At 39.5% G+C, this 24,033-nt stretch carries 25 protein-coding genes; 24 read left to right on the forward strand and 1 reads right to left on the reverse strand.

Going from position 1 to position 24,033, the window contains the following annotated elements:
• The 12 genes from D7Z26_RS00005 to D7Z26_RS00060 all read left to right on the forward strand — a co-directional run.
• The coding region (locus D7Z26_RS00005; protein WP_147423810.1) for a serine hydrolase at positions 1–357 on the forward strand (357 nt) is incomplete at its 5' end.
• Positions 358–554: 197 nt separating this feature from the next.
• On the forward strand, positions 555–1,139 hold the full coding sequence (locus D7Z26_RS00010; protein WP_147423811.1) for a hypothetical protein: 585 nt from the start codon (positions 555–557) through the stop codon (positions 1,137–1,139).
• 312 nt (positions 1,140–1,451) lie between these two features.
• Positions 1,452–2,042 carry a hypothetical protein gene (locus tag D7Z26_RS00015; protein ID WP_233566529.1) on the forward strand — a complete coding sequence of 197 codons (591 nt, stop codon included), beginning with the start codon at positions 1,452–1,454 and terminating at the stop codon, positions 2,040–2,042.
• A gap of 1,336 nt (positions 2,043–3,378) precedes the next feature.
• Positions 3,379–3,906 (forward strand): hypothetical protein, encoded by a 528-nt coding sequence (locus D7Z26_RS00020; protein WP_120973550.1) that lies wholly within the window; start codon positions 3,379–3,381, stop codon positions 3,904–3,906.
• Positions 3,907–4,012: 106 nt separating this feature from the next.
• Positions 4,013–4,936 (forward strand): hypothetical protein, encoded by a 924-nt coding sequence (locus D7Z26_RS00025; RefSeq protein ID WP_147423812.1) that lies wholly within the window; start codon positions 4,013–4,015, stop codon positions 4,934–4,936.
• A 285-nt stretch (positions 4,937–5,221) separates the two neighbouring features.
• Positions 5,222–5,674, forward strand: a complete 453-nt coding sequence (locus D7Z26_RS00030) for a VOC family protein (protein WP_120973556.1) — start codon at positions 5,222–5,224, stop codon at positions 5,672–5,674.
• 215 nt (positions 5,675–5,889) lie between these two features.
• A complete protein-coding gene (locus tag D7Z26_RS00035) occupies positions 5,890–6,354 on the forward strand; it encodes a VOC family protein (RefSeq protein WP_120973559.1) in 465 nt (154 codons plus the stop codon).
• Positions 6,355–6,527: 173 nt separating this feature from the next.
• Positions 6,528–6,860 (forward strand): cupin domain-containing protein, encoded by a 333-nt coding sequence (locus D7Z26_RS00040; RefSeq protein WP_120973562.1) that lies wholly within the window; start codon positions 6,528–6,530, stop codon positions 6,858–6,860.
• Between the two features lie 138 nt (positions 6,861–6,998).
• On the forward strand, positions 6,999–7,523 hold the full coding sequence (locus D7Z26_RS00045; protein ID WP_120973564.1) for a hypothetical protein: 525 nt from the start codon (positions 6,999–7,001) through the stop codon (positions 7,521–7,523).
• Between the two features lie 72 nt (positions 7,524–7,595).
• Complete coding sequence (locus tag D7Z26_RS00050; RefSeq protein WP_120973567.1) at positions 7,596–7,976, forward strand: VOC family protein; 381 nt, start codon at positions 7,596–7,598, stop codon at positions 7,974–7,976.
• Positions 7,977–8,094: 118 nt separating this feature from the next.
• Positions 8,095–9,918, forward strand: coding sequence for a histidine kinase (locus D7Z26_RS00055; protein ID WP_158602134.1), 1,824 nt, complete (start codon positions 8,095–8,097; stop codon positions 9,916–9,918).
• Positions 9,915–10,844 carry a response regulator gene (locus D7Z26_RS00060; RefSeq protein WP_120973573.1) on the forward strand — a complete coding sequence of 310 codons (930 nt, stop codon included), beginning with the start codon at positions 9,915–9,917 and terminating at the stop codon, positions 10,842–10,844. The genes D7Z26_RS00055 and D7Z26_RS00060 overlap by 4 nt, the downstream gene beginning before the upstream one ends.
• A gap of 88 nt (positions 10,845–10,932) precedes the next feature.
• On the opposite strand, the gene D7Z26_RS00065 is transcribed toward D7Z26_RS00060, so the two are convergent.
• Positions 10,933–16,026 carry an InlB B-repeat-containing protein gene (locus D7Z26_RS00065; protein WP_120973575.1) on the reverse strand — a complete coding sequence of 1,698 codons (5,094 nt, stop codon included), beginning with the start codon at positions 16,024–16,026 and terminating at the stop codon, positions 10,933–10,935.
• Positions 16,027–16,314: 288 nt separating this feature from the next.
• Between D7Z26_RS00065 and D7Z26_RS00070 the strand changes: the two genes are divergently transcribed.
• The 12 genes from D7Z26_RS00070 to D7Z26_RS00125 all read left to right on the forward strand — a co-directional run bounded on the left by D7Z26_RS00070 (position 16,315) and on the right by D7Z26_RS00125 (position 24,010).
• Complete coding sequence (locus tag D7Z26_RS00070) at positions 16,315–16,887, forward strand: DinB family protein (RefSeq protein ID WP_120973578.1); 573 nt, start codon at positions 16,315–16,317, stop codon at positions 16,885–16,887.
• Between the two features lie 244 nt (positions 16,888–17,131).
• Complete coding sequence (locus D7Z26_RS00075; protein WP_158602135.1) at positions 17,132–17,590, forward strand: GyrI-like domain-containing protein; 459 nt, start codon at positions 17,132–17,134, stop codon at positions 17,588–17,590.
• A gap of 196 nt (positions 17,591–17,786) precedes the next feature.
• Positions 17,787–18,332, forward strand: a complete 546-nt coding sequence (locus tag D7Z26_RS00080) for a DUF4760 domain-containing protein (protein WP_147423813.1) — start codon at positions 17,787–17,789, stop codon at positions 18,330–18,332.
• 178 nt (positions 18,333–18,510) lie between these two features.
• A complete protein-coding gene (locus D7Z26_RS00085) occupies positions 18,511–18,999 on the forward strand; it encodes a GyrI-like domain-containing protein (RefSeq protein ID WP_120973586.1) in 489 nt (162 codons plus the stop codon).
• 51 nt (positions 19,000–19,050) lie between these two features.
• Positions 19,051–19,572 (forward strand): nucleoside/nucleotide kinase family protein, encoded by a 522-nt coding sequence (locus D7Z26_RS00090; RefSeq protein WP_120973589.1) that lies wholly within the window; start codon positions 19,051–19,053, stop codon positions 19,570–19,572.
• Between the two features lie 87 nt (positions 19,573–19,659).
• Positions 19,660–20,187 (forward strand): RDD family protein, encoded by a 528-nt coding sequence (locus D7Z26_RS00095; RefSeq protein ID WP_120973592.1) that lies wholly within the window; start codon positions 19,660–19,662, stop codon positions 20,185–20,187.
• Between the two features lie 176 nt (positions 20,188–20,363).
• Entirely contained in the window at positions 20,364–20,834 is a 471-nt protein-coding gene (locus D7Z26_RS00100; RefSeq protein ID WP_120973595.1) for a hypothetical protein, read from the forward strand.
• A gap of 188 nt (positions 20,835–21,022) precedes the next feature.
• A complete protein-coding gene (locus tag D7Z26_RS00105; RefSeq protein WP_120973598.1) occupies positions 21,023–21,442 on the forward strand; it encodes a VOC family protein in 420 nt (139 codons plus the stop codon).
• Positions 21,443–21,484: 42 nt separating this feature from the next.
• Complete coding sequence (locus D7Z26_RS00110; protein WP_120973601.1) at positions 21,485–21,883, forward strand: MmcQ/YjbR family DNA-binding protein; 399 nt, start codon at positions 21,485–21,487, stop codon at positions 21,881–21,883.
• Positions 21,884–21,957: 74 nt separating this feature from the next.
• On the forward strand, positions 21,958–22,773 hold the full coding sequence (locus tag D7Z26_RS00115; RefSeq protein WP_199731625.1) for a VanW family protein: 816 nt from the start codon (positions 21,958–21,960) through the stop codon (positions 22,771–22,773).
• A 124-nt stretch (positions 22,774–22,897) separates the two neighbouring features.
• Entirely contained in the window at positions 22,898–23,236 is a 339-nt protein-coding gene (locus D7Z26_RS00120; protein ID WP_120973606.1) for an HIT domain-containing protein, read from the forward strand.
• A gap of 60 nt (positions 23,237–23,296) precedes the next feature.
• A complete protein-coding gene (locus tag D7Z26_RS00125) occupies positions 23,297–24,010 on the forward strand; it encodes a class I SAM-dependent methyltransferase (protein WP_120973609.1) in 714 nt (237 codons plus the stop codon).
• The last annotated feature ends 23 nt before the right edge of the window (positions 24,011–24,033 follow it).

Raw genomic sequence — 24,033 nt, forward strand, 5'->3', positions numbered from 1 at the left:
GATCCTCAAGGAGTTAACATTGGCGGTTTCGGGTTACACATGTCTATACAAGATATGCAGAAATTTGGCTATTTTTATTTGAACAAAGGACGCTGGGGGAAACGACAACTACTTAGTGAAGAATGGATATCTACTTCAACAATGCCTAAGTATCTAACCTATGAAGACTTAGGTTATTACGGTCGTCATTGGTGGGTATCGGATGAATTATTAGACCGATCATTTTATTTTGCTATGGGAATGGGCGGTCAGTATATCTGTGTAGATCCCTCCCAAAATATAGTTATTGCTTTAACAAGTGATTCATACAGTGATACATTGAAACCACTAATAGCAATTAAAAAACTTTTACAGTAACTCTAAGAAGTCAGCACATCTGCTAACACCATGTTCACGCATCGGGCCATTCGGCCCTCGGTCCGGCAGAAGTTAGATGTGGGTTCGGATAAGTAATTGGCAGCAGCAGTGAAGCTGAATCAGCCAGACACATCCGCACCGACTAACTGCGCATTCGCGCAGCCGGCGACGTTGTCGCCTTAAATCGGTGGGACGTCGTGAACACAAGAACGTTATATGAAATTACAGTAAAGGGTGTACAGATTATGGAGCTTTTATCCTTTTCGACCGGGTACGATGTCAGCAATCGAAATCAAATAATTTTTGATTGGAATGGAAAACATGCAAATGAATTTTTGGATTCCAATCAGCAATTTAGAAGAAATATCATTAAGTTTGTAATTGAAAATGAACAAGTGTTTTTTCCTGTTGAGCTATATAGGGACTTATTTTTAGAAGAAGCGAAATGGTCTGTTCAAGCATGGTCAGTAGGATTTGATTTTCATAAACTAGGAGAGAAGTTAATTCGATATGGCAAAGACAAGTTCCTGAATGACTTCTTGATCGGGGCTTTTTCAAGTTTTGATACTTATTGTTCAAGTAGAATGATGAATCTGAAACGATTTGAAATTGAAGCAGTACTTGAAGAATTGAAGAAAAGAATTAATGACCCAGATTGTAAGGACTTTATAGATAAATATGATTCTGGAATTGAATTATTTGAAGGTTATCTAAAGGGAACTCAAAGAGAAGGTCTTTTTCAATTAACAGGTGACGTCAAAGTATCAAAATTAAAGTTATAAAACCAAGTAAAATAAAAACCATGATCAAAACAATATATAAGAAATTAAAAAGACTGTAAGTAATAATGAGGGACTGTGACTTCATCTAACCATGTTCACGCTTCGGGGCATTCGCCCCTTGGTCCGGCAGGATTATGCTCAAGAAGTAAATTCAGGCGAACACATCTCCAAGACTAACTGAACGATGCGCAACCGGTTCGAAAGACAGCTTCGCATGTACCTATCATTACCTTTAGTCTTTCGACGTCGTGAACACTGAAACGTTATAGGTAATGAGTGCAAATCATTTTAAAACCGTTTGGAGGACCAATGATGTTTGAATATATTACGCACTATTACTATACAGTGCCTTTTAGAAGTTTGTCTGCACTTTCTAGGTCTGAAGCAATGAAAGTCATGGAAGAATTATGTGACGACTCACCAATCTTTGAAAGATTCAAAGAACCAGTTCAGTATTGGGAGAACCGATTAGAAGCTGAGAACTGGCTACGAAACGGTTTTAAAGAAAAAGGCGGAGTACCAAAAGACAAATATCCATTTTATGCTGTATTGGGAACAGCTGATTGGATAGAAAATTATACTTTGAGTGAAGGGTTAGACGTAAAGTTGCTGCGAATTCCGTTATCTCTTTTCAGTGATAAAGATGTAAGTTTTACATTGCCAGATAGTATGGTTTCATTCTGGATTGGTAGAGATAAGCCGGAAGAATACTACAATTCTAAATATCATGGTCAAATTTTTACTTTGTCAGAAGTAAAGACTATGATGACGACTGATTTAATGAATAAATTTCAATTATTGATCCCCAAAGGCACGATACCTTACATTGAAGCACAGATTTGGAATCATGAAATTGCAATGAATTATTACAAAAGTCAAATATCAAATAGCAATCAGAGATAAGAAGAGGCTTTGAAAGTCTAGGCGTAGAAGGCACTGACTTCCTAGAACACCATGTTCACGCTTCGGGCCATTTGGCCCTCGGTCCGGCAGGAGTAATTCAGCAACAGGAAAGCGAAATCAGCCGGACACATCCGTACCACCTAACCGCATCAAGACCGCCCCTTCGGGCTATGTAAAAATCTTTCTTTATTATTTTATAGAGAAAAATAGGATGATTTTGGTAAAATAAGCAATGAATCAATATTCGATTCGTTATCTTCGTCAATTGGGGAAGGGGATTGATGAGATTGAAATGTACGTCTTGCAATATGCCTATAAAGAGATGGAGACTTTATGTAGCATGGGGATATACTGTACGCTGTTCAAATTGTGGAATAATTCATGGGTTTAAACTTTATAGTATATTTTTCTATATTTTTCTCCATTTAAGTTATCCGCTTTTGTTCATTTGGTATCTTCAGGATGTAAATAGACATTTATATGGGAGTCTATATCTTTTATGGATTTTAACCATAAATCTTCTAAACCCTTATGTGTTTAAGATTAAAGAAGAAAAAAATAATAAAATATCAACAATCAAAAATAACAGAGCCAAATGATAAAGAATTTATTCTAATAGGTTCGAAGAAGCGGTCACTGCGTATAACATTATTTTCACGCTTCGGGGTATTTGCCCCTCGGACCGGCATAGGTTAAATGTGGTTTCGAGGATGCAATTGTTAGCAGCATGGAAGTGAATCAGCCGAACACAACCGCACCGACAAAGCGCATCGCGCCCGGCGACTTCGTCGCCTTAAGTCGGTACGTCGTGAACACGGGAACGATATATGAAATTGGACCCGAAGTGACAGCGAATTAAAGATAAGGGTTAGCGAACTATTGAAGAGCCATCTTAAATCAGAGAAGAACATGAAGTGAATTCAGGTTTCGAGGGATCTAGGAACAGCGAGGTTGCGAATAAATACAAAGAATAATGAATGAAATCAAAAATGATATTTTGAAAAAAATTAATTATGAATGTTGTTGGGGGAACAGACGCCTGAAAGTAGAAGGTTAAGACATATTATTTTGAGGGAAGAGAATTGGTTGTGAGAATGGATCAAGAGGCATTGATTGTCGGTGTCTAGAGAACAGCGAGATTGGTAATGAAGTGGAAGCAAGAAGGCGATTCGAGGTAGTAATCGAGAAGAAGATGGAGAGCCGTTGTTACATGTATTGAAGAGGTAGAGTTTACTTTTTCAAAGAGGGTTCGAGCCCAGAAGGCACTGAAGAGTCAGGCAAGCATGAGACGAAGGGTCCAACAACGTATTTACGCAACCGTATCTGGAGGCCAGTCATGTTATTTAAGAAGACCACTAACTCGTACGAATATGCATTACCAATAGAATGGGAACCTGCTTGGGATGTTGGAGCCCCAATCCCTCATGTCATTTCTTCAGGACACCAAACTTATTTATTATATTACATTGAAGAAGAATCCCAAGACTGGGATGGAACTAGTGTTACAGTGATTGACCCAAACAGTAATGAAGTTCTACCAATAGCTGTTGTAAAGTTTAATGGCTGCTATGCTTATAAATTTGGTGGGGCTAACGATGAGGTAATGTCTGGCCATCCCTTATATAAAAAAGGTCTTAAGTTTTATAGTGCACATAAAGTAATAAATTCAAATTGGATTAAAGCGGAAGAAAAGATAAATAGTATTCATGCTTATTACAAACCGGAAAGATGGAAAGAACGAATTCATTATTTATTACTCTTCCATGATGAATTATTTGAATGTATTGCAGATGGCTTTGAAATTACAGTTTTTAGAGAATCATTTAGCTCGGTCTTATCTAAGACTCTAAGTGAATTGAATTAATGTGGGTACGAGAACTCCGCTTAACACCACATTCAGGCTTCAGGGCATTCGCCCTTCGGTCCGGCAGGAGTTAGATGAGGTATCATACAGAAAGGTAGACGTGGCTATGAGTGCTAGATTACTTATAAAGGTATTTATTTTACTACTATGTTTAGTTATTTTAAGTTGTGGATTTAATAGTAGTAAGCAACCTAAAGATGTTGCAATTAATATTGAAGAAAATGGGCTTGTTCTTTCTTCTGCAGATAAAGCAAATATCGAAAAAGTTAAACAAGTTTTGATGAATAAATTGCCGTATTCAATCGACTTATTCGAAGAAGGAAAAAATCAAAATGGACATATTAATTACGACTTCGATGGCGATGGGAAAATAGATCTTATGGAATACAATACTTTTATGGGTAAAGATTCTTATGGATATGAAGTTATAAACAAATGTGTAATCAATATCGGGGGGAATGTACTTGAGGAAAATTACATTGAGTCTGACATTGGCGAAGGTATATCAAAGCTAGGTCTTGTAGATATAAATATAGACGATAATTATACTGAGATTTTTGTTACACATGGGGATTTAAGAGGAGGAATTGCAGTTATTTATAGATTTGTAGACAAGAAATATGTTGAAATCGCTAGGGTTGATGGTGGAATCTTGGCTACTTCAGGTAAAGGTGAAATATACTATTGGGGTGGAAATTTATATGAGGATTCTGAGGATGGGGAATTTAATTCTAGCTTAGTACTATCATATTATGATATCAACAAAAAAGAAGTAGTTGAAACTAATCAAATTGTTGGGAAATCCATAACTTCAGATAGAGAATTTATAGTGTATAAATCACAAGAAGATGTTATTGATGGAGCGCCAGTTACTGAAGAAGAAAAAATATCTATGTCAGAAAATAAAATTGTTAAAATCCTAAAACGAAATGAGACATTTAAAGTTTTAAGTTTAGATGATGGAATAAAAATAAGTACAGAAGATGGTGCGATCGGATGGATAGGTGGATTCCATATGGTATGGGATTGAGGGATCGAAGTAATCTTGTGATCTTTGTAGTTAGTCAGGGAAGTTCCGTACTTCAAATAACACTTTGTTCACGCATCGGGCCATTCGGCCCTCGGTCCTGCAGGAGGTAGATGTGGATTCAAAGATGCAATTGGCAGCTGGCGGAGAAGTGAATTCAGCCGGAAACATCCGCACCACCTAACCGCGTCGCGGCAAAGCATTTTTTTAGGATTAAATAAATATTCTTGATTTGAAATATTATTGAAGATAATCAGGTAGTAAATTTGTACAAGAGGAGATAAAACTATGATAAAAAACAATTTACTAAGAATGGATAATGTCGGCATCGTTGTAGAATCCCTTGATGACGCAATTTCTTTCTTCGAGGAGATTGGCTTGAACCTCGAAGGACGAGCGACTGTAGAAGGTGAATGGGCTGGTCGCGTAACCGGACTAGGTTCTCAGTGCGTAGAGATTGCTATGATGGTTACCCCAGATGGCCACAGTCGACTTGAACTTTCGAGATTTCTCGCCCCGCCTACTATATCAGATCACCGGACTGCTCCTGTAAACTCTCTCGGTTATCTACGCGTCATGTTTACAGTTCAAGACATTGACGAAATGGTATCCAGACTCACTAAGTATGGTGCTCAGCTCGTGGGCGAAGTGGTTCAGTACGAGGACTCGTATCGGCTCTGCTACATTCGTGGAGTCGAAGGACTTCTAATCGGTTTGGCGGAACAACTCGGTAACAAATAAGTAAGTGACGGTTTATAAAAGCCTTTATTGAAATACAGAGTAAAAATAGAAACAGAAAGGCAGAGTGAAAGTAACTCTAAGAAGTCGGGAACGTCATATAACACCATGTTCACGCTTCGGAGTATTCGGTGAACAAGATAAAGTTTTAGATTAGTACTGAGCGGTCTACTAAGTAGTCGTTATTAATTTAAGATATTAAGAGGGAGGATTCGAATATGCAGGAAAATGAGGAAATCAAAGTGGAAGACAGACTGGAAGATATAACGGGTATAACTTGTATTTACGTACCGGTAAATGATGTTTACGAGTCAATTAAATGGTACAAACAAAATTTAGGATATCAACCTGCAAACAACGATCCTGTAGAGCCTGGGATAGTGATGGCTGTGTTGAATCTTCCCAACAGGGACGGGAACCTGCCTTCACCTGGGTTAAGGCAAGTAGTACCTGCGCTGTTCCTTCATAAATCGGACGAAGAAGGCGGTCGATTACGTTTTTTATGGTCAATGGACAGTGGTAAACCCCATGCAATGGCATGTTTCATTACCCCACGAATCCATGAACTATATGAACGTTTCAAGGAAAACGGAGTGAACATATTAGGAGAAAGAATGACAAGCGGACTAAACATAACGTTTGCTGATCCTGACGGGAACATATGGGAAGCTTGGCAACCATAATAGAAGACCAAATGCAATTGGCAGTAGCAAGGAAGCGGAATCAGCCGGACATATCCGCACCACCTAACCGCATCGCGGCCAGCTTCTGGCGGAGCTTAAGGTGGTGTGACGTCGTGAAGACGCAACGTTATATGAAATCGTTGCAAAAATAACAAGGTCAAAGGAGATTCTCAATGAAATCATTTAATCTATTTGATTTAATAGCTGAAAATGAATACAAAGAAAAACTCTATTTTGAGTTTTTGCGTTATCCTTCAATGAGTTCTGGAATTTATCAGTTAGCCGTAGGCAGTAAAGACTTGCAAGAACCCCATTCGGAGGATGAATTATATTACATTATTGAGGGGAAAGCGATATTAAAAGTAGAGGAAGAAGAAATTCAAGTGGAATCAGGGTCACTAGTATTCGTTGAAGCATACAAAAAGCACCAATTCACTAAAATTACAGAAGACCTTAAAATACTAGTTATTTTTTCGCCAGCGGAATATTCACTACAGAAAAAGTAAAACAAAAAGAATATTAAAAGCAGTAACTCCTCACCACCTAACCACATCGCGGCCGCCCTTCGAGCTTCAGGGAGTTGTACGTCGTGAACGCACGAACGTTAGGCGTAACTACAGAAGTAATTTCAGGGAGGTTTATAAATGGCAGGTTATATTTCTACGATAATTTCATTTTTAGTTATCTCATTTTTTATGAATTATGCAACAAGAATGTCAAACAAAATAATCGATCCTAACGGACAAGGAGAAATTACTTTAAAATTAAATAGAATGTATTCAATTGTTGGTTATGTAAGTATTGTATTTTTCTTAACCCTAGAAATTATTTTTTCATTTTCAGCTGAATTTAATTGGGGGTTTTTCTCAATTTCCTCGATACTTATAATTTTGGGGATTATTCTTATCCTTGGAGGTAAGTTTTATAGAATAATATTATCTTCAGAAGGGATAACCCAATATAGTTTTCTTAATAAGTATAGCTTTATTAAATGGGATGAGATTACTCAGATCTCCTTTAACTCATTGTCTCAAGAAGTAAAAGTTAGATCGCAATTTAAAGGAATTAAGATACATACTCATATGGTTGGCTTTGAAAACTTTATTGAAATAATTAAAACAAATGTAGAAAAAAAACTTTTCAAAAAATCAATGAACATATTTCAATAAAGTAATCAAAACAGCTGGCAACTACGAAACGACATAGAGTTAGAATTAATAATCCTTTAAGGAGTGAAGAGAATGAATGGTACTTTTCTTTCTAAATTAGAACACATGCAAATTCCAGTAAAAGACTTAGACGAATCAATAATTTGGTATGTATCGAACCTCGGATTTCAATTAACTGGAAAGTCTAAAGAAAATCATCATGCCTTTTTAACACTGGAAGAAGGACCAATGCTAATGCTGTGGGAAACAAAAGAAGATACAAATGCGAACTTCATATTTAATGGACAATCAATGCCTGTGTTACTCTATAACACTAAGCAAATACATAAATTACACGATCACTTGAAATCAATTGGAGTAGAAGTTCCTTTTTATCAAGATGAAGGATTTGGATGGGTTCTTAAATTCATTGATCTTAATGGAAACATGTGGGGAGCAATTCAATATAATTAATATTCACGTTACAGGTCATTCGCCCCCTGGTCCGGCAGGTCAGATTGAAGGATTGTCGGAACCATGGTAAAATTGCTCCAAGAATCGACATCGTCCGAGTTTACTGGGGAGCATGTTCATGAGATCGGAATCGACTACGTTTTTAATGAAATTTATGACCATTTTGTTAGCCATTTTGCTTTGTACCGCATTCGTTTTCGTCATCTATTCGCAGGATGCGAACAAACCCAAAGATGATATCCGTATGGAGATTCTACAAGACAACTCAGGAAACATGACTTTGTCCGATGTTAAAGTCAGCGATCAATTCGTAGCTTTGCCTGGCAACTATTCCAAGGTTGGCTATTCTCCGGTCCGGTTATGGTTCAAAATAAAATTAAACCGGTATAACGCTGATGAAATCATTTACCTTACAATTAACAACCCTCTTTTTGAAGATGCGACGATTTACCTCCCGACAAGTAACGATTACGTAACAAAGCATTTCGGGTACTCGTATAAAGGCAATCCCGATGAGATCGGTTATGTCTACCCCGCATTCAAAATCCCTCCTCATTTTGATTATAATCAGTACATATACATGACAAGCAAATCGGTATACGGACAAAACTTTATTGTCCAAGTCGTAAACGATGATCTCTTTAGAAAGACAAGCATGATCAATGTCTGGGCAGGGGGCATCTTATTCGGCGTAATGGTGGCATTGCTTTTTTATAATCTGATCATGGGCATAGCCATTAAAAACAAAACTTTTATTAAATACTGCTTTTTTGTTTTCGCCACCTTGTTATGGAACGCGGCAACGACGGGACTCTTAAACATCACGGGCTTCAAATACGCTTATTGGCTTGCGGAATATTCTACTGTCATCGGCATTCTCATGTCGCTTGCTATCGTTATTTTTATGAGGGCGATCTTTCAGACCCCAACCAGGTTTCCCAAGATCGATTTTTGTTTAAAGCTGCTCATCGTTTACTTCCCTATCAATATATTGGTGTTTCTTTTCGTCAGTAGAGAGCTGGGAGGATTCGGCGCGGGCGCATCTTCTGTGGTGTATGTCTTGTATTTTATCATTATGTTTACAGGCATAAGGAACAAATCCATTCGTTCGCCGCAACTCATAACGGCATGGCTCTTGTTCATCGTGTCGATAATCTTATTCGATTTGATGGTTTTCGGATTGCTGCCCCAAAGCTACATTATGATTTATTACATCTTCTTTATTTCTTGCGTCTCCGCCACCGCCTTCGCCCTGTCTCTCGCAGAAATCATTAATGATTTAAATGAAGAGAAGCAACGCAACCGACTTCTGTTTGAAAATTCCGAAATTCAATCCAAGCAGTTCGAGCTTGCTTTCATAAGAGCTCAAATGGATCCGCATTTTGTTCACAACACCTTGAATGTGATAGAAGGGGTTATTGCCGAAAACAAAGAAAAAGCAGGAAACTTGGTCAACGATTTATCCCATTATCTCAGAAATATATTCGACTACAGCAATTCGGAAAGATATATTTCTATCCATGAAGAGATGGAGGCAGTCAAGTTTTATGTTCGCATTGAGCAAGCCAGGTTCCCGGACAAAATATTCGTCCATTATGATATTGATCCAAGCATTGAGTTGAAGGTGCCGCGCATGGTTATTCAACCCTTGGTAGAAAATGCGATTAAACACGGTATTCGTAAAAGAAAAATGGCGGGAACAGTCACGGTAAGGGTTAAAGAGCTTGAACAAGGCTACTACATTGCAGTAGAAGACGACGGCGTCGGCATAGGAGACACAGACAAAAATAAATTACTGGAATATTCGCCCAACAAGGGCATTGGGCTTGCCAGTATTCATGCGCGGCTTAAGGCCGAGTATGGAACGCAACTTCAAATCGTCAGCGAGAAGGGTAAAGGAACTTCGGTTCGTTTTGAAGTACCCATTAAGGAGCAGCCATGAGAGTTATTATTGTAGACGACGAATATTATGCGCTGCGGAACTTGAAAAACAAGTTGGAGAAAATGGCGGATATCGAAGTCGTTGCGATGTATGAAGATCCTGCAACAGCCTTGGAAGAATTGGGCAGCATACAGCCCGACCTTGCTTTACTGGATATCGAAATGCCGGAGATCGATGGGATATCCTTGTTGGGGATGATGTTCAAAAAAAGACCGGAAATGGATTTTGTTTTCACAAGCGCTCACCATGCCTATGTGTCGGACACGCTTGAAACAAAAGCGTTGGATTTTCTCGTTAAGCCGGTGAAGTACGAACAGCTTTATGTCACAGTGGAAAAAATTAAGAAGATCAGAAGCAAAACCGACATAGGACGCAACATTGAGATGAAGTGTTTTGGCAGTTTTTCCGTGTTCATAGACGGGCAATTGATCGACGACAATTGGCGAACCAAAAAAACGGAAGAGCTTCTCGCCTATTTACTATGCATGAACGGCAAGCATGTGTCCAGAGAACGAATCATTTATGACTTGTGGCCCGATTTGGAGATGGATAGAGGTTATGCAAACTTATATACGACGCAATATAACTTAAAGAAGCGATTCGACGCTTTTGGAATCCATCATTTGATCAAGAGCAGACTCGGGAACATTTGGCTCAACCTCGAAGACATTAAAGTGGATTTGTTGGCATTCGATCATTTCAGTAAAAGTTATAATGAAGATAAGAGTAAAATGGAAATCCTCGAGCAAATGGTGGAGCTGTACAAAGGCATGTTATTTGAAAACAAGCTTTATTCATGGACGTTAAGTATACAGCAACCCTACGAGGTAAGGTTCGACAATGCGTTAAATACTCTGATCCAGTATTATAGGGAACGCGGCGATGAGAACAAAGCCAAGTACTATGAGATGAAAAAGATGCTCTGAACAAATAGCCTCCGGAAAATAAAATCGCCCGCCAGCTGTGACCAGCTGCGGGCGATTTCATTATTACGTGCCGTGATATTCTATAAACTTACTGTATGATAAAGGTATATGTCTTTTGAGTGCCATCCTGTGCGGTCACGATTAACTTGTCACCGCTTTGAATAGAATATCCATGCGAAATGATTACGTTGTTATGGTCATAGACCTTAAAGCTTCCATTTGGTGGTGCGGTAATAGATAGAGTCATGCCATAAGTATACGGAGGCACGGTAATCGTTCCTACGTTATGATTAATTTGATAGCTAGGCGATGTCACTTCAACGTCGTTGTACTGAATCGCATAATCCGCAGTTGACGAATTTTGAGCGGTAACGCGTACGATCATACTTGAAGTGATATCGGACGTCTGATCGGTTACAGCCACCAAATCATGATCCAATACTTGGGCGGTAGCGTTCGGGGATAGAGCTAACCCATTCAACAACTGACCTACGGTAAAGGTGCTCGGAGCCGAAAGGCTGCTCCCGGTCACTTTCCCGTTCGCATTGGACAGAACCGATTTGGCGCCGCTAATCACCGGTGCCGGCGGCGAACAATTCCATTGCGCGGAATAGGTGGTGTCTTGGGCCGGCATTGTGCTAGCAAGCGCGGGCGACCAACCTGCGAAAGAACAACCTGTTTTCGTTACGGTTGGCGCCTGTATGGCAGTGCCGTACTGAATTTTAGCTGAAGAACCGCCAATGCCTCCGTTTGCATTAAACGTCAAATTGTAGCTGTTGCGCGTGTAATAACGTACGATCGACAGGCTTCCATCGGCTACAACCGTACTAGATGCCAACGCTTTACCGCTGCTGTCATAGGCTGTGTCATGGTCATAGGTAAAGCCGGCATACTGTTGAATTTCGGGAGCCGCAAGCGCGCCGGTTGTCCCTTGGAAGCTTCCCGTATCGGCTTCAACGTAAAGCGAAGTGCTTCCGACACCTTGCAGCCTATTCGAAACGCGGTAAGGCGTATCGGTACGTACTTTCCAGGTTGCCGTGTACGTGGTGTCGCTTGTCGGCATTGTGCCTGGAATGGCTTGCGACCATCCCACAAAGGTATAGCCGGGTTTGGTGAAAATCGGCACTGCACCGTCGGGTACTTTCGACAAGCTTCTTGCCGAAAAAACGACCGAAGTTCCGCCCTTGTCGGCATAGAAAGTCATTTTGCGCGTGACAGGCAGGTATTCGTAGCTCAGTTTCGTTGAACCTGTTCCAAGTATGGTAATGGTCCGTGTTGGAGGTGTTTCATAGCCTTCGATTTTTATCGGTACTGGAGAGACGGAAGCGCCTGTCGTACCGGAAAAGGAATCGATTTTCATGACTTTGCGAATTCCTGTATTGGGATCTACCGTAAGGTAATCGACCAAGTAGGGTATATTCGTGAGAGGCGTCCATTGCGCATAAAGCGTTATATTTCCTGCTGGCATAGTGTCAGGAATGATGTAAGGGTTCTTTCCTTCAGGATCCGAAGCCCATCCCTTGAACGTATACCCGGTTCTTTTGGGCACTTTTGTCAAGATTTTTTCATTTTTGATTGACGTGCGGACCGGCTGAACAATCCGCCCGAACTCGTTCGTCCGAAATTCCCCTGTTGGATCTTGACCGTTTACAAATGGGACATTCAGATTCAAGGTAATAGAGTGGTATCCGCTCTTGTACCAGGTCAAATCAATATTGCGCGAGTAAGGAAGGGAATTTAAACCCGTCGTTGAGCCCTTCCACGTTACAGTCATCTTGCTGGTGAGAATATCATCCGTAGCTGTTGGCGATACGGTTACACGGGATGTATTCCGATTGTAAGTAAACTGATTGTTATCAAAAGTAAGAGTGTAATTCTGGTCAAGATCTTTACCTATACGAATATCGCCCGTTACCAGATTCAAATCGTTCAGTTTCAAGGCGTCCTCGATCGAGGGGAAAACTTTCTCTGCCATGGCGACAAAGGAAGGCGCATCTACCTGTTTATAGGCGAAATCGAGGAAATGACCATTTATTTTGCCGGCTTGATAAAGCGGCCAGTATTCGTTATAGAACGGTTCAGAATATGAGAAAGATCCGCCGAACACCTGCGCCCCCCACTCTGCCTCCAGATACATACCGATCTCCAGAACCAGTGCTCCTAACGTTTTGGTCGGCGCCGATGATGACTTTTCGTAATAGAAATACCCGTAGAGTTGAAGATAGGCGCCGCCCTCTGCCGTGATCCCGATACTGTCCAATTCGATGTGGAACAGACCTGCCGCAAGCTCGAGACGAATGCCAGCCCGTAGCCCTAAAGTGCCCATCACATAGAAGTAGAAATTATAGGTCCCGTCGCCCGGCAAATCTACGGTGCCAAAAGAAGGCGAGCCTTCGCTAAGTTTAAAGCTGGCCGTATATCTCTTCGCGGATTCATAGCTGAAGCCGATCCCCAAGGAAATATTCGGATTCATGCTGATGACAAAACTGCCTTTAAAGTTGATATGAAGAAGACCCAATAACAGGTGTCTGTCTAATTCGAAGATTTCTTCCTCTACCAAGTCAACCCAATTCGTCTCGTTCTCTAGCATAGCTTGATAGCTTTCCACCAGCGTATCGGCGTTTACCTTGGCCGGAGCGGAAGGCGTCTGCTCCAGAACCGCTTTCAGTTGCGCTTTGATGTCTACTTTATTTTTGGCAGTATTCCAAATATTCTTCCAGCGATCAAGCGGAGTATTCGCAGCCACGGTACCGATCTGCGCAGACGCATCAATGCTCGTAAACGTGAAGGCGTCCAGGTTGGCGCTGGCTCGATAGTCCTTCGGGTACGGGAGATCGAACAGCCCCAGATCAATATAACCCCAAACTGTGCTACCATCTACACCTACGCTCAAAGAGATTTCCTCCGTAAATGTAGCGCTCATATGGATAACGATATCATTAGCCCCGCCTGTTGAAACTTGAATATCGCTGGAAACGGTGAGGTTGAGACGCAAACCGCTCTTTCCCTTAAAATGATTCAACGACGTGTCTATGTTTGCTGAAACTTGCAAGTTGTGTATGCGGACTTCCGTTTTTTGTTCCGGCTGTACGGAGAGGATGTGGACTTCCTGCTTTTTGTCTTGTTGTGCGGCCGGTGATACGCCAGCTGCGAGTAATGTTTTGAAGCTATCGGTTTGCAAAGCCGCAGTTGACAAATAATTTGCAGCTTCATCCACAAATCCGCTAGCGAGCGCTTGCTGCTTGATTTGCGCTTCCAAAGAAGCGATGTCGGCTTGCGACAACAGGTCGTCCCCGTTAATTGTTTCCTGCTTATAGAAGTCCAGGGCGTGAGTAATATCATTCTGTGTTGCATCCGTATAGGCAATAACATAGTTATTCCCCGAGCTGGAGACTGACGTCACTTTTCCGTAGCCGGAAGAGGCTCCAGTACGCGTATTGACGAGCGCGAGGAAGTCCCCTACTCTTGCCACAGTAGCGGCGTTAAGACCCATCGGCGCATATTTAGCGTTAGAATAATCCATAGCTACCGGAGCTACCGTTATGGAGTGGTTCGCGCTGTCACCGTCGGTGTCCGATGCAGGATCAACCGGAAGTACGTGTGGCTTGAGCAAAACATTCATCGGGTCTGCGCTTGTGTAGGAATAAACATTTCCGTTTACCGCGGTAATCGTTACATAGGCGATATCGCCATCATCGGAAGTATTCAAAGTACGCAGATCAGGGCGAGTCCCTTCATAGATGGAGACGGTATCGCCGACTTTTAAGCGCGTACTTCCGTCATAACGGAAGGTGCCGATCGCGGCAGGGGCCGAGTTCGAAACCGATCCGCCGCCGACGTTCGCGCTCATGACAGCGATCGAAGGGGAAGCGACGGACGCGCCATTTTGGGTCATATGAGAGATGTCGGAAAACTTCATATTAATCATGTAAGGATTGAGAGGCAACCGCATGACTTCTTTTTTAGCGATACTAAAAATATAATTTCTGGTCGTGGGGTCTTTACCTGTAAACGTAAGATTTTTGTTCGTCAAAGTGACCTGATAGGTGTGGCCCTCTTCAAAGGCGCCGCCTTTTGCAGCAACTGTAAAGTTGCCATTCGAGCCGGTTACCGCAATACCTGCAAAATCAGGATTGGACGGGGATTTAAGAGTCATTCCGGCTTGAACTTGGGCCGCAGTCATTTTACCTATAGCCTCTTTCACTGCGATCTTGAAGCTCGGCGCCTGATCCATGGCATATGCATTCGGTGTGATTTTCACGGCATCATCGGCCGATGCCATATAATTGGCATACAAAGTCATGTCGCTCTTGACGGTATCTTTATTCACTACCGGCGTTGTGAAAGCAGGATCCTTATACCAGCCATTAAAAATAAAGCCTTCCTTGAATGCGAGCGGAAGATTGTTTAGCGATGCGCCTCGATTCAGACGAAGGTTATCGATCGGCAAGCCGCCGTTGGAGTTAAAAGCAATCGTGTATGTAACGTCGCTAACTCTCGAAGCTTGGTCGGTACGCATTAAAAGAGAGGCCGCCTCGGCGCGAGTCGCATTGGCATGCGGACGGAAATTGCTACTGGCTTCTCCTGCAAACAAGCCGGCCTGCCAAAGCTTAACTACCGCATCCGCCGCCCACGGAGAAACGGCTTCTATGTCGTCTGGCTTGGATTTGCTCTCGGTTGTTTGATATGGAACATTATCGCTTTCAAAATACTTCAATGTCAGCGTTGCCATCTGTTCTCTTGAAATCGCAACGTTCGGCGAAAATTTGCTGCCGCTGGTTCCGCTTGTAATGCCTTGTTCCACTGCCCATTGTACATAAGGCGCATACCAAGCGTCTGGCTTCACATCCGTAAACGCAGAAGTTTTATATTGACTTGCATCGACTTCTGCGATTCGCCCCAGTACAGTAACAAACATGGCACGAGTCATTGTAGCGCGGGGCGAAAAACGATCCTTGCTCGTGCCGCTGAATATTTCATTTTGCTTTACATACATGACAGCGTCATAGAACCAGTCCGATGGCTTCACGTCCGCAAATAAGCTTTGAGGCACGGACTGCGCAGTCGATTGATGCGTTGCCGCAGGTTTGACAGAAGCGGGTGAATCAGCTTGAATCCCAGGAGGCATTAGGGTTACGAGAATACTAGACAATAGTAAAATACTTATTAGGCGTTTAAGCAAGTTCAATTTCCCTCCTCAGTAATCTTTCAACTTGTAGTCAATGACTGATCTTACCAGACGAATCTAAATGGAATCTAAACACAGTTCAGGAATTCCACTGCAGCCCAAAACACCATGTTCACGCATCGGTACATTCGTCCCTTGGTCCGGCAGGAGTCCGATGTAAATTCAGAGAAGTAATAAAGCATAGAAGGGATTGCAGCCGAAGCTACCCCTTTGGGGCTTAAGGGTGTAGGATGTCGTGAATGCGTTAACGTTATCTGAAACTACTTGAAGGCGGGAAAAATAATGACGTTAAAACAAACTATTGAGTTCATAAATCATGAACTTTCACTTACTTTGAATGAATACTATGTATGGTTTGATAAAAATCCTGACCTAATTAGATATAGACCACTTGTTGGATGGAGTGTTGAACAAATACTAGAACACGTAACTTTAACGAATCATTTTTTATTGATTCTGATTCGTAAAGGTAAGAAAAAGGCTAAAGAACTTTCATTGAAAGCCGATTTACTCCAAGCATTATCAAACTATCAATATAATTTAGGAAAACTTAAGGAGATCTCGGAGCACAACTCTTTTGAGTGGATTCGACCAGAACACATGGAACCAAAGGGAGAAAAGACATTAGATGAAGTAAAAGCTTTATTTGAAGAACAAATAAATGAATGTAAAGAAATCCTAATTGAAATACCGAATGGTGAAGGAATATTATATAAAACCACAATGACAGTAAACGATCTTGGAAAGATTGATGTTTATCAATATATTTACTTTCTTTGTCAGCATGCAAAACGACATATCACACAAATGCAAAGCGTGGAAGAAGAGTTTAGCAGATACAAGGAAGTCGAGTAGCTACAGATATCATCATGCTTACGCATCGGGGCATTCGCCCCTCGGTCCGCCAGGAGTCAGATGTGGATTCAGAAAAGTAATTGGCAGTACTAGAGAAGCGTAATCAGCCGGACACATCCGCACTACCTAACCGCGTCGCGGTCGGCTCCTTCGGAGCCTTAAGGTGGTGGGACGTCATGAACACAAGAACGTTATCTGAAATAAGAGCAAGGGATTAATCAAATCAAATATGGGAGAGATGATGATGAAAACTTATCAAATTGAAATCGTTACATTAGAAGCGAAGTACTTTATCGGAGTTCCGGTGACAAATGTATTCGACAGATTTGATTCAGAAAGAATGCAGGAAGCAAACAAGCTTTTTCTTGAAAGAAAAAATGAAATTAATGGAATTATTAATAATCAAGAGTATGTTTGCCCGCATTTTGCAAACGATATATTGTTTACTTACATTTACTGCATGGAAGTGAATGAGATCACTGAGACTCCCAATGGTATGATTGGATTTCAAGTACCTAGTCAAAGATATATTAAAGTAAGATCATCAGATCAAGATCCATATGCAATAAGCCAGGAATACTTAAAAGAAAATGGCCTTGTAAACAATGTAAAATCATTAGCATTAGAAGTATTTAAATTTGGTGAAGAACAACACTTAAATAACGCGGATATATATATACCAATAGTAGAAAGAATTATGTAAGTTTCTCAGGGAGGCAGTTTCTTCAGCTAACATCATTTTCACGCATCGGACCTTTCTGCTCTAGGTCCGGCAGGTGATAGATGAGAATTCGGAGAAGCAATTGGCAGTAGCAGGGAAGCGTAATCAATCGGACACATCCGCACAGATTAAGTGCATCGAGCTCGGCAACTTCATCGCCTTAAGTCGGTGGGACGTCGTGAACAAAAGAATGTTATCGGAAATACATGCAAGCTGCATATTAAAGGAGAAAAAGATGGACTTCAAAGAAATCCAAATAATTGTTTCTATTCTCACTGCTATCACAACTTCGATTCTATCTTTTTTTGGATACTTAATTAGCAAATGGAACAAAAAGAAAACGCAATTGGATGTAATAAAAGAATATTACAAAGAAGGCGACAGTAAGGAATTAGTTCAAATTAGAAAGAACTTACTTAATTTATACGATAACAATAATGCAATTCTAAGCAATGAATTCGATGAAGATGCGGCATTTGTATGCAATTTTTTTAATAAGTGGAGCATGATGGTTAGATACGGGAACTTGCCATTTTACATATTTAAAGGGGCATCAGGGCATGGTGTCAGAAAAATATATAATGTACTTAAGAGATATATTGAAAAAAGAAGAAAAGATAACCCTTTGTATGCAAATGATTTTGAATATCTTTACAACAAAATTAAGAACTATAATCAAAAACGTTCTAAAAGGAAATGGTATTTTCTATGGTTGAAACAGTGAAGATAATAGTAGATCTGGGATATTTTCTAATGAGGCATTTTCATCCGTTAACACCGTGTTCACGCATCGGGGGACAAGCCCCCTCGGGCTTAAGGCGGTGGGACGTCGTGAACATAAGAACATTATCCGAAATACTTGCAATTCAGAGAATTAAACCAAGTAGCCAGGAGCGTGTGTTATGTCCGTATTTTTTGAAGAGAAGAATTCATTTACAGTTATCGGCAAGGTCGGGCAGGGCTTTGCAGCCGATAGTCAAAGTTGGATTCCACCCCTTTGGCAAGAAGCAAATAATAACTTTGAAGAGATCCGGTCATTAGCAAAGACTGATACGGAAGGTAATATCGTTGGTATATGGGGGGCGATGAGTGATTTATCTGAAAGCTTTAACCGTTGGACAGATCAAGGTAAATATCTAGCTGGTTGTGAAGTGTTAGAGAATTCGATTGCTCCAATTGGATGGACAAAATGGATAATACCTTCATATAAATTTGCAGTAATGAAATGCAGTCAAAGTTCATATCAAGAGATATTCAATTATATGATCAATGATTATTTACCAAAAAACAAATATACAATTGTGGGAGCCATTCATGAATACTATAACCCAGTAGAAACAAACGGGGATCTTTATTTATACTTTCCAATTGAAAAACGGGAAAACAAGTAATCAAATTGAAGTCAGGAACGTTATCTGAAACCGTTGCAAAGGATGAAGATCATGGAAAGAAACGTATATATTATCTCCGGCCCTGCAGGCGCCGGTAAATCCACAACATCCAAGATTATTGCGGAGCGACTAACCAGAAGTGCATACATTGAGGGTGACTTGATTGATCACATGGTAATTGGTGGCCATGAAAAGCCGTGGTTAAGTTCATATCATAGTGATCTGATTTGGTTGAATATTTTATCGTTAACCTTGAATTATCTAAAACATGACCATGATGTTGTGATTGATTATGTAGCATTCTTTAGTAATGTAGATATGATCAAGAAGAAGTTAAATGATAATAAAATAACAATCAAATTTGTTGTTCTGATAGTTGGCGAAGAAGAACTACTTGGTAGAGATGCTGAACGAATTCCGGAACATCAAATGGGCCAAAGATGTATTGAAGGATTACAAGAGATTTTACATTCAAACCCTCCTGAAAAGCATTTATTAACAACAACGGATATGGAAATTGAGGATGTCGTAAATGAAATTATGAATAATCCAAGATTTATTGTAGAAGAGTAAGAGATTTAAACCGTAATCCTAGTAGGCATTGGTATCGTGAGCAAATGAACGTTAAAGGAAAACCCTAATTCCAAAGGAGAAAAACAAATGGATTTTGTAGCTGAGTCGCAAACAAATACAACAACAGTAAAACCTTGGAGTAGATTTTGGGCCAGAAATTTTGATTACCTTTCTCACTCATTCTTAATTGGTGTTATTTGGGCTTTTATTGATATGAAAAGTCTTGATGAAATTAATAATAGTATTTTGAGCTTTTTATTAATGGCTTCTTGGATTGTGTTGGATGGAATATATATGTATTTTTTTGGAACGACCCCTGGCAAAAAAATTATGAATATTAAAGTTTTACATAGTGACGGAAATAGATTGTCTAAGTCGATTTCATTTAAGAGATCTCGTCTAGTTTGGTTAAGAGGAATGGGATTAGGAATTGGTATTATTGAAATAGTTGCAAACATTATGGGCTATAATAGATTAAAGAAGGAAGGCATAACTTCCTGGGATCAAGAATTAGATCTAGTTATAGTCCATGAGAAGACTAGTTTGATTCGTTATTTAATTTGTCCAGTTTGTGTTGTTGGGTTTATTTGTTTGACAATATATGGATTTATGTAAGACTCGCACTATAAACCGAAAACAAGAACGTTATATGATACTCCCTTATAGAGCTGAAAAAGAGGTGACATGGGATTATACTAAAGAACAAATCAAAATCAACAAAATTCTTGATTATTTATTGTTTTATATTTTTTCTTTTTACAACACCAGTAATTTATAGGTATATAGATTTTTTGGTTATCAAGCATGAATTGAAGGTAGCTTTAGAAGATTTCCTAAATAATCAATGTAAGAATCCAACTCAGATTGAAACTGTTCATGTTAACTTCATTATTAATAATAGAGACAATAATTATCAATATGAATGGTATAGTAAAGACTATAAATTTAATAAAGATCAATATCATTGGTATGCTCAAACCAACAATGAAAGCTATCCATATATTGGTGGAGATTTTTATGAACCATTTAATTTAGATTTTCCGACCGAGTTATGTGGGATGAATGTAGAAGGCTTTACAACAGAGATTCCATTAGTGCTGGATAGAACACATAATAAATTTGTAGCCACCAATATGACTATACTTGGTGACGAAATAAAGATCGGTTATTTATTGTTGGATTTATTTCTGCTGGCTATTTTGTATTCATTTTTAGTAATCACAGGATTTATAATTTGGATAATTATGAAGATTAGAGAGTAATGTATTTCGACGAAGAGGGAACCTCATATAACACCATATTCACGAATCGGGGCATTCGCCCCTTGATCTGGCAGGAGTTAGATGAGGATTCAGAGAAGTAATTGGCAGTATCAGTGAAGTGGAGTCAGCCGGACATATCCACACCGACTAACCGCATCGAAACAATAATTCTAAAGGAGAGTCAAGCAATGAATAAGTTAAGAGTAGGAACTGTATTCATTCCTGTTCTAAACCTTGAATCAAGCATTACTTGGTACACCGAATGTTTTGGACTTGAGCTTGTTGATAATTGGGGAGCCGGTGCAAGTTTCAAGTTTCCTTCAGGAGAAGCTTTGGTAGCACTAATTCAAGTAAGCGAGATTCAACCTTTACATTTTTCAACTGGTGATAATCAAGTTGATAATGTTTACTTTCATTTTGAAACAGATGACTTAGATAAGATTAAAGCCCATTTAAGGGGAAATAACATAAAAATTATGAAACAAGAGGATCATGGATTAATGAATGAAATCTATATCATTGACCCAAGTGGAAATCAAATCGCAATTTTTTGCGAGAAAGAAACTTCCCCATTTTATAAACATGCAACTAATAAGATATCTTGGTAAAACTGTGTATATACGAAACCAGTGAAAAAGGGGTTGAGAAAGTTGGACAGCGAAGAATTATTTAAGCAATCGCCAAATCTTGAGGCTCTTTTTGAAAAAATTAGAACTTTGTGTCTTTCATTACCTGGGACAAGTGAACGAATAAGTCATGGCGCTCCGTCATTTTTCATAAATGGCAAGCTGTCTTTTGTACAATATCGAGTAAATCATCATGGCGACGGAAGAATTGCACTTTGGTGTTCTGCTCCATCAGGAATTCAATCATTATTAATTGAGTCAACACCTGAAATCTATTTTAGGCCTCCATATGTGGGACATCTAGGTTGGATTGGATTACGACTTGATCGAGATGCGACTTGGACAGATATAAGAGGAGTAATTGAAGATGCTTATCTGAATAGAGCACCAAAGAAATTTAGAGAAATGATTAAAAAGGTTTAAGGATATTTTATCCACCCAACTGCAGTACAACACTGAAACGTTATACGATACCGCTGCAAAGGATTGTGTAATTGATGAAACAATATTTACTAAAAAAAATTCCTGCTCTATACAATCTTAGAATAATGCAGTTAAGACTTCAAAGACATATATTAAATCTAAATCCTGCAATTCATTATTCGATGACTAGGTCAAGTGAAAGACTGAAGTTTCCTATTATGAGGCATCAATCTTTATTAAGGAGAAAGTTAGGAACAAGCGACCCCAAGTTGCAAGAGAATAAGATTACTAATTTAAGAATAAGCTCTTCAAAAATAGATGGAATAATGATCAAGCCAGGTGAAACCTTTTCTTTTTGGAAGCTAGTTGGAAAGACAACCTCAAAAAAAGGATATATTGAGGGTTTGCAATTATCCCAAGGAGAAGTTAAAACGGGAATTGGCGGTGGAGTCTGTCAATTAGCTAATTTACTTTTTTGGCTTTTCCTACATTCACCATTGGAATTACGGGAGAGGTATCATCATAGTTTCGATCCATTCCCTGATGATCGTCGCGTTTTACCTTTTGGTAGTGGAGCTAGTGTTTTTTATAACTATGTTGATTTGCGTTTTTATAATAATACTGAATCTACCTTTCAGATAACTGTTTGGTTAACTCATGATCATATCAAGGGATCTATTCACTGCAATCACAATTGGCCTAATTCATATCATGTTGAAGAAAGAGGCCATCGATTTATTAGGGCTAATGGAAAAAACTTCAGAGAGAATGAAATTTGGAGAAAAGTAGTGGATAAGATAACTGGAAATACTGTTCTTCATGAGATGATGATCAAAAATTTTTCAGAAGTGAAATATGAAGTTACTCAAGATGGCAACAGCTTCGTATAACACCATGTTCACGTATCGGGGCATTCGCCCCTCGGTCCGGCAGAAGTTAGATGCGGATTCGATGATGCAATTGGCAGTAGCAGGGAAGCGGAATCACAAATAATCTCGAGAGCGAGGGATTCCTATGAGTTGTATTTTTTGCAGAATCATTGCAAGAGAAGAGTCAGCAGAGATTATTTATGAAGAAGAAGATGTAATTTCATTTTATGGACTTCAATATATGGCGCCGGTGCACGCTCTTGTAATTCCAAAGAAACATATAGAGAGCATTATGAATATTGAAGTTCAGGATGAAAACATTATTTATAAGTGCCATTTAGGATTTCAGAAAGTAGCAAGAATACTCGGAGTTGATCAATCTGGGTTTAGAATAATAACGAATACTGGAAAGCACGGACAACAAGAGATTAATCATTTACATTATCATTTGATTGGTGGTAGGGAACTAACCTGGCAGATGTAGAACAAATATCTTTAGTTGAAACCACCCAAGTGCGAAAAATAATTAAATCCTAGGTGATCTATGAATAAATTTATTCAAGCTCGAACAGAAGAGATTAAATATCACGAAACATTTTATTCATACAATGTTCTCTTTGAGCCTGGAACTTGGTTGGCGAAACCGGTCAAGATTGTAATGGATATGTTGGAACTTTTCAATCACAACGAAATTCAAATACTTGATCTTGGATGTGGAGTAGGAAGGAACAGTATTCCAATTGCCCAGAAATTAAAGAATCATCAAGGGATTATTACATGCGTTGACTTGATTCCAACTGCTATTGAACATTTAATTGAAAACTCAAAGAAATACGATGTTCATAATCAGATCATTGCAGAAATAGCTGATGCAGAGTTATTTTTAATAAAGCCGAACGGTTTTGATTATATAATTGCATGTTCTTGCTTAGAGCATTTATCTTCAGTAGATGCATTTCGAATAGTCGTTAATCGAATGATTGAGGGAACAAAAGAAAATGGAATAAACACAATATTAATGAGTACTGAAATTGAAGAATTAGATATTGAAACTGGAGAGATAAATGAGGGCTTAATAGAATTGAATTTAAAGACAGAGGAGACATTTGCACTTTTACAAGAACTATACGAGGATTGGGAAATCTTATTTAAGAGATATCTTCCACAAACAATAGATGAAATGAAATATGGTAAAGAAATTGAATTCAGAAGTAATTGGATTACGTTTGTAGCTCGAAGAAAGGGTGGCATTAGCTAGCACCATATTCACGCATCGATGTA

Source organism: Cohnella endophytica, from assembly GCF_003628305.1.
Taxonomy (GTDB): Bacteria; Bacillota; Bacilli; order Paenibacillales; family Paenibacillaceae; genus Cohnella; species Cohnella endophytica.

What these genes read in the sequence shown, in the direction of transcription:
- D7Z26_RS00020 (WP_120973550.1), top strand. Translation starts at nt 3,379, where the DNA reads ATGTTATTTAAGAAGACCACTAACTCGTACGAATATGCATTACCAATA.
- D7Z26_RS00120 (WP_120973606.1), top strand. Translation starts at nt 22,898, where the DNA reads ATGAGTTGTATTTTTTGCAGAATCATTGCAAGAGAAGAGTCAGCAGAG.
- D7Z26_RS00030 (WP_120973556.1), top strand. Translation starts at nt 5,222, where the DNA reads ATGATAAAAAACAATTTACTAAGAATGGATAATGTCGGCATCGTTGTA.
- D7Z26_RS00115 (WP_199731625.1), top strand. Translation starts at nt 21,958, where the DNA reads ATGAAACAATATTTACTAAAAAAAATTCCTGCTCTATACAATCTTAGA.
- D7Z26_RS00025 (WP_147423812.1), top strand. Translation starts at nt 4,013, where the DNA reads ATGAGTGCTAGATTACTTATAAAGGTATTTATTTTACTACTATGTTTA.
- D7Z26_RS00125 (WP_120973609.1), top strand. Translation starts at nt 23,297, where the DNA reads ATGAATAAATTTATTCAAGCTCGAACAGAAGAGATTAAATATCACGAA.
- D7Z26_RS00075 (WP_158602135.1), top strand. Translation starts at nt 17,132, where the DNA reads ATGAAAACTTATCAAATTGAAATCGTTACATTAGAAGCGAAGTACTTT.
- D7Z26_RS00040 (WP_120973562.1), top strand. Translation starts at nt 6,528, where the DNA reads ATGAAATCATTTAATCTATTTGATTTAATAGCTGAAAATGAATACAAA.
- D7Z26_RS00015 (WP_233566529.1), top strand. Translation starts at nt 1,452, where the DNA reads ATGTTTGAATATATTACGCACTATTACTATACAGTGCCTTTTAGAAGT.
- D7Z26_RS00095 (WP_120973592.1), top strand. Translation starts at nt 19,660, where the DNA reads ATGGATTTTGTAGCTGAGTCGCAAACAAATACAACAACAGTAAAACCT.
- D7Z26_RS00105 (WP_120973598.1), top strand. Translation starts at nt 21,023, where the DNA reads ATGAATAAGTTAAGAGTAGGAACTGTATTCATTCCTGTTCTAAACCTT.
- D7Z26_RS00055 (WP_158602134.1), top strand. Translation starts at nt 8,095, where the DNA reads ATGAGATCGGAATCGACTACGTTTTTAATGAAATTTATGACCATTTTG.
- D7Z26_RS00070 (WP_120973578.1), top strand. Translation starts at nt 16,315, where the DNA reads ATGACGTTAAAACAAACTATTGAGTTCATAAATCATGAACTTTCACTT.
- D7Z26_RS00090 (WP_120973589.1), top strand. Translation starts at nt 19,051, where the DNA reads ATGGAAAGAAACGTATATATTATCTCCGGCCCTGCAGGCGCCGGTAAA.
- D7Z26_RS00060 (WP_120973573.1), top strand. Translation starts at nt 9,915, where the DNA reads ATGAGAGTTATTATTGTAGACGACGAATATTATGCGCTGCGGAACTTG.
- D7Z26_RS00045 (WP_120973564.1), top strand. Translation starts at nt 6,999, where the DNA reads ATGGCAGGTTATATTTCTACGATAATTTCATTTTTAGTTATCTCATTT.
- D7Z26_RS00050 (WP_120973567.1), top strand. Translation starts at nt 7,596, where the DNA reads ATGAATGGTACTTTTCTTTCTAAATTAGAACACATGCAAATTCCAGTA.
- D7Z26_RS00035 (WP_120973559.1), top strand. Translation starts at nt 5,890, where the DNA reads ATGCAGGAAAATGAGGAAATCAAAGTGGAAGACAGACTGGAAGATATA.
- D7Z26_RS00085 (WP_120973586.1), top strand. Translation starts at nt 18,511, where the DNA reads ATGTCCGTATTTTTTGAAGAGAAGAATTCATTTACAGTTATCGGCAAG.